Source organism: Sinorhizobium mexicanum (genome assembly GCF_013488225.1).
Classification (GTDB): Bacteria; Pseudomonadota; Alphaproteobacteria; order Rhizobiales; family Rhizobiaceae; genus Sinorhizobium; species Sinorhizobium mexicanum.
The window spans coordinates 1152680-1168206 of record NZ_CP041241.1; the positions used below are offsets into that span (position 1 = coordinate 1152680).

Genomic DNA, 15527 nt, shown 5'->3' on the forward strand with positions numbered 1-15527 from the left:
AATGCTGTAAGCGATAAGCAGCGGCAAGGCGGTCCCCGACGATCAGGGGACCGCATCTTCCGCGGCCAACAGGTCCGGCAGGAATTCCTTCCCCTGGGTCGCGAGAAACTCCTCGAAGGCGGCAATGACCGGCGTCATCGCGCGATCGGTCCGGCTGACGGCAAACCATTGCCGGCGGATCGGCAGACCGACGACATCGAGGATCGTCAGTTCGCCTGCCTGCACCTCGGCGGCGACGCTGTGCGCCGCAAGAAAGGCGACGCTGGTATCCGCCATCACCGCCCGTTTGATATCCTCGATCGATTCCATCTCCGTGTTCGGGCCGTCGGCCCTTCCCGGAATTTCGCTCATGAACCGGTCAAAAAAGTTGCGTGTGGCGGAGTCCGGGCTGCGCAGGAAGAAATGCTCACGCGCAATTTCCGCCTTCGAAATACCCTGCCGCTTGGCAAGCGGATGATTGGGCGCGCTGACGACGACCAGCGAATGCTCCCCGAAGACTGCCGCGCGCACCGAGAATTCCCGCGGCGGGCGCCCGAGCAGCGCGACGTCGATCGTTCTATTCTTCAAGCGCTCGACCGTTTCAGCGCGGCGGTCGATGAAAAGCTCGAGGTCGATGTCGGGATAGGCGCTCGAAAAGGCCGCGACCATCGGCTTTGCAAAGTATTTGACGGTGGAAACGGCGCCGACGGCGATGTGCCCGCGCTTCACGCCCTTGAAGGCGTCGAGCTCCGTTTCCAGCAGGGAAAGGCGCTCCTCGATATCGCGCGCCGCAGCCAGGACCGCGTGTCCAGCTTCCGTCGGAAACATCCCGTGGGCCATGCGCTCGAACAGCTGCACGCCTGCTTCAGCCTCGATCTGCTTCAACTGCAAGGTGACGGCCGGAGCGGTCAATCCGAGCGCTTTCGCAGCGCCGACGATCTTGCCGTGCGCCTCGATCGCTCGTATCGACTTCAGCTGCCGAAACGTGATATTTTTCATGCGGGGAGCATAAAAAAACTTAACGCACACGTAAAGAGATTAAAATTTACTTTCGTGCGTAGATGGTTGATTTTCAACGTAGCAGGTTCGCCCCCAATGAGATCCGCACAGGTACCGAGCGGTTGGCATCTGCAAAATCGTTCGCAACATCAAGGGAACTGAAAGATGAAAGCAGCAATCAAAAGCGGTCTGCTGGCATTGGCTGCCGTAGCGCTACCGGCCGTAGCCCATGCTCACACCGGCGTCGGCGCGGCAGGCGGCCTGGCACACGGCTTCATGCACCCGGTCGGCGGCCTGGACCATATCCTCGCCATGGTCGCCGTCGGCACATTCGCCTCCATCCTTGGCGGCCGCGCCCTCTGGCTCGTTCCGGCAAGCTTCGTGCTGATGATGGCCGCAGGCGGCATCCTAGGGATCGAAGGCGTTGCCGTACCGTTTGTCGAAATCGGTATCGCGGCGTCCGTGATCGTCCTTGGCCTTGCGGTCGCGCTTCGCTGGAACCCGCCGACGGCCGTTGCAATGGGCGTCGTCAGCCTCTTTGCCGTATTCCACGGCTATGCTCACGGCGCTGAAATGCCGATGGATGCGTCCGGCGTCCAATACGCGCTCGGCTTCATGGGTGCGACTGCATTGCTGCATGTCGCCGGCATCGCACTCGGCCTCGGCCTTGCACGCGTCGGCGTTAAGTCCCACGTCGCAACGCGACTCGGCGGCAGTGCCATGGCGCTTGCCGGCCTCGGCATCATGACGGGCATTCTCTAAGGACGGCTTCTACAAAGGCCCAGCGTAATCGGGGCTAGAAACAACAAACGGGCCGCTCGAGGAGCCGCCCGTTTTTCATGTATTCGGAACAAGATGTGCGGCGCCACGTGACCTGTTCGCCGGAATCACTTCCCCGCTGCAGTCGTTCATCGCAAGGCAAGCACTGGTTCGTAAACCGGGACGCGCTTAGCGGCGCTTGAGCGTGCGGCCGAAGGCGCCTTCGTCGATACCGAGCGTCTGCAGTGCAGCGGCGGACGGGTGGCGGCGCTCTCTGGTCGCCATCGCGCATTCATGCGCAGCGCTGACCAGGCTCATGCCCTCCATGAACCCGCCGAACATGCTGCGAACCCACTGTGCGTTTGCGGGACGTGCTGCGAGCGTTGTCATTTCCATCATCTCTCCGTTGCATACGCATTAGATATAATGCTGCTTTGCAACAACCAGAAGATCAACGCGAACAGCCCTGCCATGCAGCAACCGCATGGCAGGGTAAGCTTCCTTCAGGTCCCCGCTAACACCTTACGCGGGTTAAACAAATCTTTGTTCGGCCTGCTTCACCAAGCCGACGTCGTCTCGGTCCCTAGATGACGAAGCTCTCCATCGTCTCCGGCGCGAAAATTTCCTCCGCGCAAAGTTTCCGCTTCGACAACCCCTGCTCGTAGGAGTAGCGGAGGAACGTCTCGAGCGTCTCCCGATTCTCTTTGAAGCCGTAGCTCCAGTAGTCATCGCCCATGAGCCGACGTGCTTCCTCGACGTGTGCGTTGAGCCAGGGCAGCATGACCTTCAGCGCGGCGGTCTCTTCGAGTTCGCGATAGACGCGCGACTGCGCCTCGGCAAAGGCTTTGTAGAGCGATTGCGCGATCCAGCGGTGCGCCTCGTATACCTCTCGCCGGATGACGATCGTGTGCATGATCGGAAAGATGCTTGTCCGCTTGAAATACGCGCGCTCGATCTCGACGAAGTTCTCGAAGAGACGACGGACACGGCCCGTCGGCCCCTCGTAGGACGAGGGCTTTCTCGCCGTGTAGAGCGCGTCGATCTCGCCGTCGCGCAGCATCGCCGAGAGTGTTTGCGTCGGACCGATGCGGTTGACGCGGATGTGGCCCGGCAGGTCGAGCGGCAGTTTTTCCGGCCGGTTCGGCTGCTCTTCGCCGCCGGCATAATAGGTGACGTCGTCGACCTTCACGCCATACTCGTCGGAAAGGATGCCGCGTATCCAGACCGGCGCGGTCATCTGATATTCGGGCGTCCCGACGCGTTTGCCGATCAGATCCTTAGGCTCCCGAATGCCCGACGCGGCATTCACATAGATCGACGAATGCCTGAAGTAGCGGGACGGAAAGACCGGAATCGCCACGAAAGGACGCGTTTCGGAGAAACAGGACATGACGTAGGAGGAAAGCGACATCTCGGCGATGTCGAATTCCCGATGGCGCAGCATGCGAAAGAAAGTCTCTTCCACCGGCATGTTGAGATAAACGAGATCGATCCCGTCAGGCGCGACCGTTCTGTCCATGAGGGGGCGTGTCCGGTCGTAGTTCCAACAACCGAACGACAAACGAAGCGACGAAGTCAGAATAGTCTCCCTAGTACTACCGGGGGCCAGGAAAGCCTGCGTTAGTCGAGCGCAAGTCCGCGACTTACAAGCAAAAATCCTGGACGGCTCCGCCGCCGCTTCCCGCCGTTTCACATCTCCGATCTGCTGTAATCATCGAATGCGGGACTCCAAATGTCCAAGATAAAACCTATTGGCTTGCTCAAAGAGAATCCGCTTGCTCCATCGGAACCAGCCGATCGATCGGGTGTGCGTAAGGCCCGACCTCGACCATCAGACGGTCGACCATCTTGTCGATGAACGCGAGGAACGGCTTTTCATCCGCGACCCCCCTATGAGCCGGATGAGCGAGAAACAGCGTCCGCTTGACGCCGGGCCGGTCCACGCGCCGCCCGATGATCTGCCCCGTCTTGATCTCTTCTGCGACGATCCCGTAGGGCATGATGCTTTGCGCAACGCCGTGCAGCACCAGCGCCTTGATCGCCTCGTTCGATTGAACCTGGTAGGTAATCTTGACGTCGACGGAGAGTCGCGAGGCTGTCTCGTGCACCCGCCGCCAGATGATGTCACGGTTCGAAACCAGGGCGAGATCGCCGGCGACTGCCTGCCGGAAGGAAATATCACCGCCCTGCTCCCCGCCGTTCGCCGCCGACACATGGAGAAGGTCCTCCTCCATCAGAGCAACGCGCCGGATACCAGGGTTTTCCTCTATGTCGTAGGCGAGCACGTAGTCGAGTTCGCCGCGCTCAAGGGCATCGGCCAGCACGAAGCTCAATTCCTCCACGACATGGAGCGCGATTCCCGGCAACTGCGCGTTGGCGGCGACCAGCAGCTCCGTCCCGATCAGCTTGAGAATGCTCGGCGTAGCGCCAAACCGGATGCGTACCCGCTCGCCGCCGAGCGCGATCAGGTCCCGGCGGGTCTCTTCGAGCCGCTGCAGGATTTCGATGGAACGCTCATATAGCAGCATGCCTGCGGGCGTCGCGCTCACGCCGCGCGAATGGCGGTCCAGCAACTGGATCTGCAGAGCGTCCTCGAGATTGCGGATCTGGATGCCAAGCGCGGTCTGAGCGAGGTTGAGCTGCTCTGCCGCCCGCGTAATGTTGCCCACTTCGACGACTTTGACGAAATAGGCAAGCTGGCGGAGCTTCATTGCATGTCCAAGCATTTCTGATGTGCGCCTTTCACCGATCAGTAGAATTGGTCGAAATGAACCTGGGCCGGCGGAACGCCGAGGTCAATCAGCATCTTCTGGATCGCCTGCCCCATCATCGGAGGGCCGGCAAAATAGACCTCGCATTCGGGAAGGCGATCGGAGAAGAGCTTTCCCGCCAGTTCGTGCACGAAGCCGCAATGGCCGTCCCAGCCGTCGCCGTCCGCGGCGGAGACGACCGGGTGGTAGTGGATGTTGGAACCGAACCCGGGAAGCTCGGCCAGCATGTCCTCGCCGCAGATATCGCGTGCCGTCCGCCCGCCGTATATGAAGTCGATCCGGCGTCCGGCCAAGAGCGGCGTCGCCGCGGCGGCGCGGGTGACCGATATCATCGGCGAAAGGCCGGAACCGCCGGCAAGACAGATGATATCGCGGTCGGATTCGGCTCTGAGATAAGCCATGCCGTAGGGACCGTCGACGCCGATGCGATCACCGAGCGAGAGCCCGTCGAACAGTTTTCCTGTCGCCGCCCCGTTCGGCACGCGGCGGATCTGGAAATGCCATTCACCCGCGTCGTTTTCCACGTTCGCCATGGAATAGGCCCGGTTGCCTGCAACACCCGGAAGGTCCAGCAAGGCATACTGACCCGCGAGAAAGCGGACCGGCTTGTCCAGCCGGAAACGAAACTCGCGGATGTCGTGCGTGATGTCGCGCACTTCGATCAGTTCCGCCTGCTGCCGCACGGGCGGGAAGCGGCTTTCATATTGCGGCATCAGCCGGAGCTTTACGACGCAATCCGTCAGCGGACGAGACTGGCAGCCGAGGCGCCGGCCGCGCTCCCGATCGCGATCGCTGAGACCGGGCGCATCGGCGCGCAATTCCTCGATCTCTCCCTCCAGGAGGTCGAAACGGCAGTTGCCGCACGAGCCGACATTGCATTCATAGGGAAAGCCGAGGCCCGCGCGCAACGCCGAGCGCATGATCGTGTCGTCGTCTGCGCATGTCCATTGGACGTCGCTTCCCTTGAGTGCAATTGCCGCCATGTTCAACTCCCTAAGTCGTATCTCTCTCGAAAAGCCGCCGTGTAACCAAGGCGGGATGAAATGGCCGCGACCGCTTCAAGAAGCGCGGGCGAATAGCCCTCAAGCGCCTCCAGCGACAGCCGCTGCAATGGGCCTGCGATGCCGACAGCTCCGACGACGGCGCCGGTCGAATCGCGTACCGGAGCAGCGATGCCCCGGATTCCGGGTTCGCTTTCCTCGTCTTCGATGGCAAAGCCCCGCTGCCGGGTCTCGGCCAGCATCTCTCTGAGGCGCGCCGGATCGGTGACGGTCTTTGCCGTTCGCCGCTGCAGCGGACCGGCCAGCAACCGCTCGATCGCCTGTTCCGGGGCAAAGGCGAAGATCGCGCGTCCGACCGCACTGCAATGGGCGGGCTTGCGCGCACCGAGGTCGGACTTCATCGCCAGAGCCTGCGGACTTTCCAGATCGTAGACGTGCATCACCTCTCCATCAGAGGGGACGCCCAGAATGATTGTTTCGCCTGTCAGCTTGCGCAGGTCGAACAGGTATGGCCTCGCCTCGTTCGACAGATCCATGCGCCGGCGGACAAGCGTACCGAGCGCAAAGAGGCCGACCCCGAGGCGATAGCGCTCGGTTTGCGGGTTCTGCTCGAGCAGGCCTTCGGTTACGAGCGTCACCGCCAGACGGTGGACCGTGCTCTTCGCAACCTTCAGCCTTTGCGCCAGCGCACTGACGCCGATCTCGGCCTCGTCCTCGGAAAAAGCCTTCAAGAGACGGATCGCCGTCGTGACCGAAGACAGGCGGTTGCGCTTGCCGGCAGGGCCTTTTCCTCCGCGCGCGGGTGGTTTGGTGGGTGCATTCATGGCGTGATTGTCCGTTTCATCGCGAGAGTTACGGCTCGTCCATAACACAGTTGCCATGGTCTCACATCACCACCCCTGCCCGCCTCAAACCCTGAGCGCGCTCAGCATTTCGCCGACATATTCGTCGCCGTTGGAGATGACGAGCATCGCCGCGAAGGGCCGCATGGTCGTCAGCGTACGTGCAAGATCGTCCGCGGAGACACCATCGGCGTTGCGCACCAGGCCGGTTGTCAGCTTGTTGCGGACGAAGCAGGCATTGCCGATCACTTCGGCAGCCTCCGCCGCAGTGCCGGCTGTCGTTATCATGACGATGATGTCGGCGTCGGCGACCTCGTCGGCGAGGCTGACCGACTTCCCTTCAAGGTCCTCCAAAACCGCGTCGACCGGCAGCATGTGCAGCGAATCGGTGGCTCCTTTTGCGCTCACGTAGCGCAGAAAATGCGCACCGCTCCAGGGCATGTCGGCAAGGGTGCGCAGCAACCCCAGGCTCGGTTCATCCAAGGCGATGACACGCGATTTGCGTGGGCTGGAATTCGGGTATTCGATGCGGAAACGTGCTTCCTCCGCAGTGGCGAAGCGCGCACTTTCGCTCAGTCCGAGTTGCATGACATTTCTCCTCATTGGTGCGGCGGCGGCGAGCCGACCCGGCGCATAGCGCCGGGTCAACATGGTGGCTCCAGCCTCAGACGCTGGTCGGTGCCTTGCCCGAGATCACGGTCAATGCCTCTTCGGCGACATCGACATAAGACTTGTCGACCGGCAGCACGATCGCAGCGGAACGGACGCGGTGATGTGCCGGATCGACGCCAGGAGGAACGACGCCCTTGTCACGCAGCGCGCGGGCGGCCTTTAACAGGCGGTGGCGCGCCATGATGATGCCGTTGTCGGTCGACACCAGGTTTTCCTTGCTGCGATCGACGATCGGACCCATGCTTTCCTGCAGTGAGGCGTCCTGCATGGCGATGCCTTCGACGCCAGAATAGGTGATGCCCTTGCGCTGGGCATCGCGGTCCATGAGGTAGTCATTGTCCTTGTTGGCGAGCGGCCGGTAGGTTCCCGGCACATAGGCGACATGGATGCCCTTGCCGGCGATCATCGCCTGACGTTCCTCCGTCGTCAGAGCACGAACCGGGTGATAGTCGAAACTCCAGGCCCAGCAGTTCTCGTCGTCGATCGGGATCCAGAAGTGGCCGTGAACGGGATGGTCGCCACGCGGCGGGACCATGGTGAAGGACGGCATGACCCAAGGCGTGATGCGCCAATAGTAGTGGCCTTCTTCGGCATTGCGTCGCGCACCAATGAACAGGCCGCCCTCATTGTCGGTCACTTCGAAGAAGGGTCTCGCATCGGACATGTTGTACTTGTTGCCGCGCGCGCCCTTGAAGAGCGGGTCGCTATTGAGATTGCCGCTGTGGAGCCAGGACACGTGGCTGGAATCGATGCCACCTTCCATGGCCTGCAGCCAGTTGCACTCCTGCCAGCGCTTCGACGTGAAGGTCTGTTCCGAGGGAACGAGGGCGAATTCCCATTCGGGATGCGGCGGCTGCTTTTCCGCCGGCCCCATGTAGGTCCAAAGGATGTCGCCGATCTTGATCAGCGGATAGGACTTCAGCTTGATCTTGCCGCAGTAGCCGCTCTCCTTCGGCTCGGACGGAACCTCGGTGCACTGGCCGGTGTGATCGTATTTCCAGCCGTGATAGGGGCAGCGCAGACCGCCCTGCTCGTTGCGGCCGAACCACAGCGAGACGCCGCGGTGGGCACAGAATTCGTCGATCAGGCCGTAGCGGCCTTCGCTGTCGCGGAAGGCGAGCAGACGCTCGCTCAGGAGCTTCACACGGACCGGCGCGCAATCGTTGTCCGGCAGTTCCTCCGCAAGCAGCGCCGGGATCCAATAACAGCGAAACATGTCGCCCATCGGCGTGCCCGGGCCTGTCTGCGTTAGAAGATCGTTCTGTTCCTTCCTGAGCATTTCACTTCCTCCATGTTGCGGACCGCTTGCGCAGTGCGCCGATTTGCATCGCCACGCCCCTTTTTCCGACCGCCGCGCGGCTTTTCCGAATTGCGGGTTGACGTTCTCGACCGATCAGGTATTTTCTCTGTGTTCCTTTATACGGAACGCTGTTTCTTTTTAAGCAACGTACAATCTGATGACCGTCCCGTCAAGCGGGCCTGCAACGCAACGAAGGAGGAGCCAGGAATGGCCGAGGCAAGCACCAGAATCAGGCTGTGTTCCACGAGCGACGTCGACTGGGACGGCGCGATACGGGTTGAGGAAGGCGACCTCACCCTCGCCGTCTTCAATGTCAACGGCGTGTTCTACGTTACCGACGACCTCTGCACACACGGCCCAGGATCGCTTTCCGAGGGCTATCTCGACGGCCACACGATCGAGTGCGACTTCCACAACGGCGCGTTCGACATACGCACGGGCGAAGTGGTCACGCCCCCCTGCATGATCCCGATCAAGACCTACAAGGTGGTGATCGAAGACGAGCACGTCACGATCGAGGTTTAACGGCGCTCGCGCGTCAGGCGCGGTCGGGAGATCCGGCGCGCTTGCGGAAACAAAAAAGTCGTATAATGTGAGATTTATTCAATCTCACGGAGGAACGCATGCAGGTTCATGGAAAAAGCGACGGCGCGGCGGCTGTGGAGGCAGCGGACGTGCCATCCGAGGCGTCCTCGCGCCTCGATGTGGCGATGAGCACGCGGCTGCTCAATAGCCTGAAAATACTGGAGTACAGCGGCCATGTCAGTGCCCGGTTGCCGGGAGGCGTGACCTTTCTGATCCAGCCGCAGGAGAAGAGCCGCGCGGAGGTTTCTCCCGACGATCTCTTGGTCTGCGATCTTGATGGCAAGGTCGTGTCCGGCCCGTCAGGCGTCAAGCCTCCATCCGAGGTATTCCTTCATTGTGAGATTTATCGCGCAAGGGTGGACGTCAATTCGATCGCTCACTTCCATCACGACGTCACCAACGTATTCACGCTGGTCGAGGACGTGCCGCTGTTGCCCTTCAAGAACCACGCGATCCGCTGGAAGAGCGGCATCCCGGTTCACGCCGACCCGGCCCACGTCGACGACGCCGAGAGGGGACGGGGTATTGTCGCGACGCTCGGACCGCATCACGCCATGCAGATCCGTGCGCACGGGCAGATCGTCACCGCCGAAACGGTTCGCGGCGTCTTCATCGATTCGGTGCATCTCGTCGAAAACGCCGAGGCCGCCTATCGCGCCGCCGCGATCGGCAAGGTGAAGCCGTTGACGGAAGCGGAAATCGAGTCGTTCTCGCACGGCTTCAGGCGTGGGCATCACATCCGGAAGCTCTGGAACTATTATGCGCGCGGGGCCATCCGGGACGGCATCTTCCCCGAAGCCTGGAACGCGGGCGCCTGAAGCAAGCGCCGCTGACCAACATCGACGAGGCCGGGCGACCGGCCTCTGAAATTTGCTGCTTGATGGAAGCTATGGGCTGGCACAAGATATGCGCGAATCCCACATTGACGGGCCGGCAACCTCCGGTCCGTCGCGCAGAACGGGGCGCCGCGCCCTGTAAGCTTCGAGTACACGTATCGATGTCGCCACCAATCGGCCTGTCTTCGCGATCTCCCCTCTTTTTCCTTTTGCATACTACTGAACTACGGGGGATCGACGCGTGAACAGTCACGAAAAGATGCTCGGCATCCTCGATCTTTTCGACAGCGGCGAGGACGCCGTCGCGGTGACGTTCGACGAGATGCATGAACGGCTGGGCTACACCCGTTCGACACTCTATCGCTACCTGAAAACACTGACGGACGCGGGCCTTCTCACCTCGCTGCCTTCGGTCGGCTACATGCTCGGCCCGCGGATCGTCGAACTGGATTACAAGATCCGGACGGGCGACGTGCTGATCCGGGCAGCGCGACCGGTGATGGAAGAGCTCGCCAGCCAGTTCCGCGGCATCGCCCTCCTCTGTCGCCGATATCGGTTCGACGTCCTTTGCGTCCATCAGGAAAGCGGGACGGATACGATCCACAGCAACTATGAACGCGGGCGCAGGCGCTCGCTCCTTCATGGCGCCGCATCGCTCGGAATCCTCGCCTACCTGCCCGACCATCAACTGCGCAAGTTCTATGGCCTGGTACCCGAACAGTTCGGCACTGCCGGCCTCGGCGCGACGCTGAAGGAAGTCAAGGCGACACTGAGGGAGCACCGGCAACGAGGCTGGGTAAGCACAACCGGCGACGTGACCCCCGGCGTGACCGGCGTGGCGGCCCCCGTCTTCGACAGCCGATCGGAAATTCTCGGCAGCCTCAGCCTGACGCTCCGAGATTCGCGTACCAACTCGAAAATGATCGAGGATGTCGCCGAGCGTGTCGTATTCTGCGCCGGTATCATCTCCAAGACCGTCGCGCGCAGCTGAGAACCGAGGGTCCTCGCGCCGTTGCAGGCCTGCAGATCGTCCGCCGACTTGCGATCGGATCGGAAAGGAGGCCTTTCCGAAAACGCACTACCGTCATTCCCTGCGTCTGTTAGCGTTTGGCTGAAACGGGCAATCTGGAGCGGCGCGCTCCCGCGGCGCGAACCCGCCCTGCCCGACTGCGACAACCGAGAGGAGACAGGAATGCATCAGGACCCACTTGGCGGCGGCACCGGTACGCATTGGCACGAGCCCGCCGGCACCAAGAAGGCTGGCTTCGGCGAGTTCAAGAAACAACCGACGCCCTATGACCAGTTCATGGAAGAAGAAGGCATTCCGGTCTTTCGCGATCTCGGCGTATCGAGCGTAAAGAACCTGCCGTTGAAGCCGTGGAAGCGGACCGGCGGCAACGGCACCTACATCCAGCTCTACGGCACCGAAACCAAGTGGGGCTGCCACCTCGTCGAGGTTCCCGCCGCCGGCGCGCTCAATCCCGAGAAGCACATGTACGAGGAAATCTACATCGTGGTCGAGGGACGCGGCTCCACGGAGGTCTGGCTCGAGGGCGAGGGCCGCAAGCATGTCTTCGAGTGGCAGGAGGGCTCCATGTTCTCCATCCCGATGAATGCCTGGCACCGCATCGTCAACGCCACCAACAGCCCGGCTCTGCTGCTCGGCGGCACGACGGCGCCGAACGTGCTCAACCAGCTCCAGAACGCCGACGCCGTCTTCAACAACCCTTACGTCTTCCGCGACCGTTTTTCGGGCGCCGACGACTTCTACAAATATCGCGAAGATATCGAGCCGGATCCGGTGCGCGGTCTCGCCATGCGTCGGACGAACTTCCTGCCGGACGCCGTCAACTGCGAACTGCCGCTCGATAACCGGCGCTCGCCCGGCTACCGCCGCGTCGAGCCCTTCATGACCAACAACACCTTCTATTACTGGATCGGGCAGCACGAGAACGGGCGCTATTCCAAGGCGCACGCTCACACCTCGGCGGCGATCCTGATCTGCCTGAAGGGCGAAGGCTATACCTACACCTGGCCGGAGCAATATGGCGTCAACCCGTGGAAGGACGGCCACGCGGACAAGGTGCGTCGCCTCGACTACGGCCCGTTCGGCATGGTCACGGCGGCACCCGGCGGCGCCCGCTGGTACCACCAGCACTTCAGCGTCTCCAAGGAACCCTTCCGCCTGATGGCCTGGTTCGGCCCGCACAACCCGGGTCGCGATCCGGGTGCACCCGGCGAAAAACACACCGACTACACGGCGATCGACGTCAATGAAGGCGGTACCGCCATCCCCTACTGGATGGAAGATCCCTTCATCCGCAACGAATACGAGGCGCATCTCAAGCGGAACGGCGTGGAGATCCGGATGAAACCGGAATGGTACGAGAAGCCGGCGGATACGACCAAGAAGATGTCGACGGTCGTCTGATTGGCAGAGCGATGTCAGAGGAAGAAGAACAGGGCGGCCGGATATTCTTTTCGAACGTCGGCCGCAGCATGGAACTCGAGGACGAGATCCGACTAACCAGCGTCGGTATAGACATCGGCTCGTCGACGTCTCACCTTGCCTTTTCGCGTATCGTGCTCGAGCGGCTCGATACGCGCTACATGGTGGTAGAGCGCACGCTGCTGCATCAGTCCGAGGTCCTGCTGACGCCTTATGCGGGCGACAACGAGATCGATGCGGAGGCGCTCGGCGCCTTCATTGCCGAGCAATACGGGAGAGCCGGGCTCAAGCCGGAAGCGATCGACACGGGCGCGTTGATCCTGACCGGCGTTGCGGTTCGCCGCCGCAACGCGCGGGCGATCGGCGAGATATTCTCCGCCCAGACCGGAAAATTCGTCGTCGTCAGCGCCGGAGACGGGCTCGAAACGACGCTTGCCGCCTTCGGTTCGGGCGCGGTCGCGCGTTCAGGCAGAAGCGGACGGGTAATGAACGTCGATATCGGCGGCGGCACGTCCAAGCTCGCCCTTTGCGAAGACGGAGCAATCAGGCACATCAGCGCCATCGATATCGGCGCACGTGTAATCGCCTTTGACGCCAACCGTCGCATCACCCGGATCGAAGAGGCAGGCTATTACTTTGCGCGTCGCGCAGCGATCGCGATCGAACTCGGCGCGTTGTTGACGGCCGAGGATGCTCGCCGCATCGCCGCCTCTATGGTCGACGTGCTGTTCGAGGCCATGCAGGGCGGGGAGATGCGGCGGGAAACTGCCGATCTCCATCGCTTGCCCCCTTTGCCGGCCGGTCCAGCGCCCGACGTCGTGACGATCTCAGGCGGCGTTTCGGAATTCCTCTACGCGGATGCAGAACAGGATTTCAGCGATCTCGGTTCCCTTCTCGCCGTCGAACTTCGACAGCGCCTGGCGAACTGGTCACCGCGTCTGGAGCGCCCGCAGCAGGGTATCCGCGCGACTGTCGTCGGCGCCTCGCAATACACGGTGCAAGTGAGCGGCAGCACGATCTTTGTCGATCCGCTCGACATGCTGCCGGTGCGCAACGTGCCGGTCATCAAGCCAGCGCTCGCCTTCGATGAGGAGATCGATGCGGCCGCCATCGCGCAAGCGGTGCGGGAAAGCCTCGCACGGCTCGATCTCAGCGATGGCGAGAGTGCGGTCGCCGTCTGCTACGAATGGGACGGCTCGGCAAGCTATCGACGCCTCGACGCTTTCTGTCGCGGTGTTGTCGATGGGCTCGCTCCAATCCTTCACAACGGCCATCCCCTGATCCTTGTCGGCGACGGTGACATCGGGGGCCTCGTCGGAATGCACTGCAAACAGGAAGCCGGCATCGCAAAACTCGTCTCCATCGATGGCATCAAGCTCGACGAGTTCGATTTCATCGACATCGGCGCCATGCTCGAGACGTCCGGCGCGGTGCCGGTGGTGATCAAATCGCTTGTCTTCCCGAGCCTCGGTCTCGGCCATGAAGCTTTCGATCGCGATTGACCGCAGCAATCGACCGCTCTTCGTACCTGCCGCGAAGCCCCGGAGGCTTCGCGGCATTCCTCGTTCAGTGGCCTGCCACCATCGCCGCGAGCGCGACGGTATCGTCCGGAGCCTGGTTGCCACGCCAGACGACATGCATATCGGGACGCAGGAGAATGAGATTGTAGCCGTAGATATCCCGCGCCCTCTGCTCCGCAATATCGACGGTCGCGAACGGTACGCCGCGAGCGCGAAAAGCCTTACCGAGAGCGCCGTCATCGGCGCCCGTGCCACCGAGCCTCAGCAACGTATAGCCTTGCCCGATGCGGTCCTGCACCGGCCCGCCGTTGTCGAGCCAGAGATGCGGCAGCCGGGCGCCGGGCCAGGTGGTCGGATGGTACTCGCGGAAGAGATGCTCCGGTCCTCCGGGCTCATCGGTGATGACTGGAGACCCGACATAGCGATAACCGAGTTCGGCACCGATCATTTCGTTGGTCTTGCGCTGCTCGACGTCTGCGACACGCGCAAGATTGTCGCGTGTCGCCTGCCCCGCCGGTGTCGCGTCGCGGATGTCTGGCCGGTATTGCGAGCGCCACTTGCGTCGCCCGAGCGAGGCATAGCGCGATGCACCAACGTTCCGGTCGCCCACCTGTCGCCGCTCGATCTCGTAGGAGCGCAGAAGGTTGGGTCCGCCCCAGCCCTCAAGCACCGCCGCAAGCTTCCAGCCGAGATCGACGGCGTCGCCGACGCCTGTATTCATGCCGAGTCCACCGGTCGGGATCACGAGATGCGCCGCATCGCCCGCGAGGAAGACCCGTCCTGCGCCGTAGTGATCCGCCAGAAGCAGGTTCTGCTTCCACTGCCCGACATAGAGCATCGTATAGTCGACCGCCGCACCGACGGCCTTCTCGAACTGTTCCGCCATGTCCTCGTCGCGTTCGACGACGGCGTGAAGCGTCCAGTGTTTGGTCGAATCCTGCATGATGAGGAACGTCGCCTGCCCGTCGGCGACATGATAGTGCCGTCCACGCCCGGGACCATCCCCGATCGGAATACGGTCATAAAGCGTCTCGCTGTAATAGAGCGCCTGACGCAGGTGCAGGAGGTTGCCCTCGCCGCGCAGTTTGATGCCGAGCTGCTTGCGCACGGGGCTCCCACCGCCGTCGCAGCCGACCAGGTACTTGGCGCGGATATATTCGATCGTCCCGTTCGCATCCGCGGTCCGCGCCGTCACGCCGCCTTCGTCCTGTTCGAGCGACAGGAACTCGCAGCCATAGCGCACCGTGACGCTCGGCAGGCTTTCGGCGACCGATTTCAGCAGCGGCTCCAACGTATATTGCGAGATGAGCTGATAGGCTTCGAGCGGTTGCGAGGCATCCGTGCTCTGCGCGATCTCCGCCAACGATTCGGCAACCGACGGGTAAGGCAGCCGCAACAGCGGCGGCTCGTTCATCGCAAGCACGATATAGACGTCCATCGGTATCGAGGCATCGAGTCCGGCCGCCCTGATCCGCTCGGAAAGCCCCATGCGCCGGAATATCTCCATCGTTCGCGCATTGCAGCGCTCCATCTTCGGCAGGAACTCCGGCGCCGCCTTCTTCTCGATCAGCGTGCAGCGCACCCCCCTTTGGCCGAGATCGATCGCAAGCGTCAGCCCGACAGGTCCGGCACCGACAATAAGGACATCCGTTTCGCGCATACTAAGATTCCATCACCATTTGTTGACAACCAAACCGGACATAACGAACTCGCCTCACTCAAAGCTACTATGCCGGAAGCGCTGTTCGATAGGGATGCCGAACTTGTACTGTCAGATCATTTCATTCGTCAAACGGAAAATCCGCAAATCTCAT

General features: G+C 62.0%; 15 protein-coding genes. 6 read left to right on the forward strand and 9 right to left on the reverse strand.

Annotated elements, in window-relative coordinates:
• Nucleotides 1-42 precede the first annotated feature (42 nt).
• Complete coding sequence (locus tag FKV68_RS29495; RefSeq protein ID WP_180942469.1) at nt 43-978, reverse strand: LysR family transcriptional regulator; 936 nt, start codon at nt 976-978, stop codon at nt 43-45.
• Between the two features lie 165 nt (nt 979-1143).
• On the opposite strand from FKV68_RS29495, the gene FKV68_RS29500 reads away from it, so the two are divergent.
• The gene (locus FKV68_RS29500; RefSeq protein WP_180942470.1) at nt 1144-1740 is read left to right on the forward strand and encodes a HupE/UreJ family protein; all 597 of its coding nucleotides are present in this window, start codon (nt 1144-1146) and stop codon (nt 1738-1740) included.
• A 186-nt stretch (nt 1741-1926) separates the two neighbouring features.
• Here the strand turns inward: FKV68_RS29500 and FKV68_RS29505 are convergent, their stop codons facing one another.
• The 7 genes from FKV68_RS29505 to FKV68_RS29535 all read right to left on the reverse strand — a co-directional run bounded on the left by FKV68_RS29505 (nt 1927) and on the right by FKV68_RS29535 (nt 8302).
• Entirely contained in the window at nt 1927-2133 is a 207-nt protein-coding gene (locus FKV68_RS29505; RefSeq protein WP_180942471.1) for a hypothetical protein, read from the reverse strand.
• A gap of 187 nt (nt 2134-2320) precedes the next feature.
• Entirely contained in the window at nt 2321-3256 is a 936-nt protein-coding gene (locus FKV68_RS29510) for a substrate-binding domain-containing protein (RefSeq protein WP_180942472.1), read from the reverse strand.
• Nucleotides 3257-3497: 241 nt separating this feature from the next.
• Nucleotides 3498-4448 (reverse strand): LysR family transcriptional regulator, encoded by a 951-nt coding sequence (locus FKV68_RS29515; RefSeq protein WP_180942473.1) that lies wholly within the window; start codon nt 4446-4448, stop codon nt 3498-3500.
• Between the two features lie 38 nt (nt 4449-4486).
• The gene (locus FKV68_RS29520; RefSeq protein ID WP_180942474.1) at nt 4487-5491 is read right to left on the reverse strand and encodes an FAD-binding oxidoreductase; all 1005 of its coding nucleotides are present in this window, start codon (nt 5489-5491) and stop codon (nt 4487-4489) included.
• 2 nt (nt 5492-5493) lie between these two features.
• A complete protein-coding gene (locus FKV68_RS29525) occupies nt 5494-6333 on the reverse strand; it encodes an IclR family transcriptional regulator (protein WP_245181493.1) in 840 nt (279 codons plus the stop codon).
• An 84-nt stretch (nt 6334-6417) separates the two neighbouring features.
• Nucleotides 6418-6939, reverse strand: a complete 522-nt coding sequence (locus FKV68_RS29530) for a hypothetical protein (RefSeq protein ID WP_180942475.1) — start codon at nt 6937-6939, stop codon at nt 6418-6420.
• Between the two features lie 76 nt (nt 6940-7015).
• Nucleotides 7016-8302 (reverse strand): aromatic ring-hydroxylating dioxygenase subunit alpha, encoded by a 1287-nt coding sequence (locus tag FKV68_RS29535; protein ID WP_180942476.1) that lies wholly within the window; start codon nt 8300-8302, stop codon nt 7016-7018.
• Nucleotides 8303-8530: 228 nt separating this feature from the next.
• On the opposite strand from FKV68_RS29535, the gene FKV68_RS29540 reads away from it, so the two are divergent.
• The 5 genes from FKV68_RS29540 to FKV68_RS29560 all read left to right on the forward strand — a co-directional run bounded on the left by FKV68_RS29540 (nt 8531) and on the right by FKV68_RS29560 (nt 13695).
• Complete coding sequence (locus FKV68_RS29540) at nt 8531-8848, forward strand: non-heme iron oxygenase ferredoxin subunit (protein ID WP_180942477.1); 318 nt, start codon at nt 8531-8533, stop codon at nt 8846-8848.
• 98 nt (nt 8849-8946) lie between these two features.
• Nucleotides 8947-9726 (forward strand): class II aldolase/adducin family protein, encoded by a 780-nt coding sequence (locus FKV68_RS29545; RefSeq protein ID WP_180942478.1) that lies wholly within the window; start codon nt 8947-8949, stop codon nt 9724-9726.
• A gap of 259 nt (nt 9727-9985) precedes the next feature.
• On the forward strand, nt 9986-10735 hold the full coding sequence (locus FKV68_RS29550) for an IclR family transcriptional regulator (RefSeq protein WP_180942479.1): 750 nt from the start codon (nt 9986-9988) through the stop codon (nt 10733-10735).
• A 201-nt stretch (nt 10736-10936) separates the two neighbouring features.
• The gene (locus FKV68_RS29555) at nt 10937-12175 is read left to right on the forward strand and encodes a cupin domain-containing protein (RefSeq protein WP_180942480.1); all 1239 of its coding nucleotides are present in this window, start codon (nt 10937-10939) and stop codon (nt 12173-12175) included.
• The gene (locus tag FKV68_RS29560) at nt 12124-13695 is read left to right on the forward strand and encodes an ethanolamine ammonia-lyase reactivating factor EutA (RefSeq protein ID WP_209647268.1); all 1572 of its coding nucleotides are present in this window, start codon (nt 12124-12126) and stop codon (nt 13693-13695) included. The genes FKV68_RS29555 and FKV68_RS29560 overlap by 52 nt, the downstream gene beginning before the upstream one ends.
• A gap of 64 nt (nt 13696-13759) precedes the next feature.
• Here FKV68_RS29560 and FKV68_RS29565 read toward each other — a convergent pair whose 3' ends face one another.
• Nucleotides 13760-15373, reverse strand: coding sequence for an FAD-dependent monooxygenase (locus FKV68_RS29565; protein ID WP_180942481.1), 1614 nt, complete (start codon nt 15371-15373; stop codon nt 13760-13762).
• Nucleotides 15374-15527: the final 154 nt, after the last annotated feature.

Coding starts and splice junctions, on each gene's coding strand:
- FKV68_RS29530 (WP_180942475.1), bottom strand. CDS start 6,939: ATGCAACTCGGACTGAGCGAAAGTGCGCGCTTCGCCACTGCGGAGGAA.
- FKV68_RS29520 (WP_180942474.1), bottom strand. CDS start 5,491: ATGGCGGCAATTGCACTCAAGGGAAGCGACGTCCAATGGACATGCGCA.
- FKV68_RS29540 (WP_180942477.1), top strand. CDS start 8,531: ATGGCCGAGGCAAGCACCAGAATCAGGCTGTGTTCCACGAGCGACGTC.
- FKV68_RS29535 (WP_180942476.1), bottom strand. CDS start 8,302: ATGCTCAGGAAGGAACAGAACGATCTTCTAACGCAGACAGGCCCGGGC.
- FKV68_RS29515 (WP_180942473.1), bottom strand. CDS start 4,448: ATGAAGCTCCGCCAGCTTGCCTATTTCGTCAAAGTCGTCGAAGTGGGC.
- FKV68_RS29510 (WP_180942472.1), bottom strand. CDS start 3,256: ATGGACAGAACGGTCGCGCCTGACGGGATCGATCTCGTTTATCTCAAC.
- FKV68_RS29555 (WP_180942480.1), top strand. CDS start 10,937: ATGCATCAGGACCCACTTGGCGGCGGCACCGGTACGCATTGGCACGAG.
- FKV68_RS29495 (WP_180942469.1), bottom strand. CDS start 978: ATGAAAAATATCACGTTTCGGCAGCTGAAGTCGATACGAGCGATCGAG.
- FKV68_RS29525 (WP_245181493.1), bottom strand. CDS start 6,333: ATGAATGCACCCACCAAACCACCCGCGCGCGGAGGAAAAGGCCCTGCC.
- FKV68_RS29560 (WP_209647268.1), top strand. CDS start 12,124: ATGGTACGAGAAGCCGGCGGATACGACCAAGAAGATGTCGACGGTCGT.
- FKV68_RS29545 (WP_180942478.1), top strand. CDS start 8,947: ATGCAGGTTCATGGAAAAAGCGACGGCGCGGCGGCTGTGGAGGCAGCG.
- FKV68_RS29500 (WP_180942470.1), top strand. CDS start 1,144: ATGAAAGCAGCAATCAAAAGCGGTCTGCTGGCATTGGCTGCCGTAGCG.
- FKV68_RS29505 (WP_180942471.1), bottom strand. CDS start 2,133: ATGGAAATGACAACGCTCGCAGCACGTCCCGCAAACGCACAGTGGGTT.
- FKV68_RS29565 (WP_180942481.1), bottom strand. CDS start 15,373: ATGCGCGAAACGGATGTCCTTATTGTCGGTGCCGGACCTGTCGGGCTG.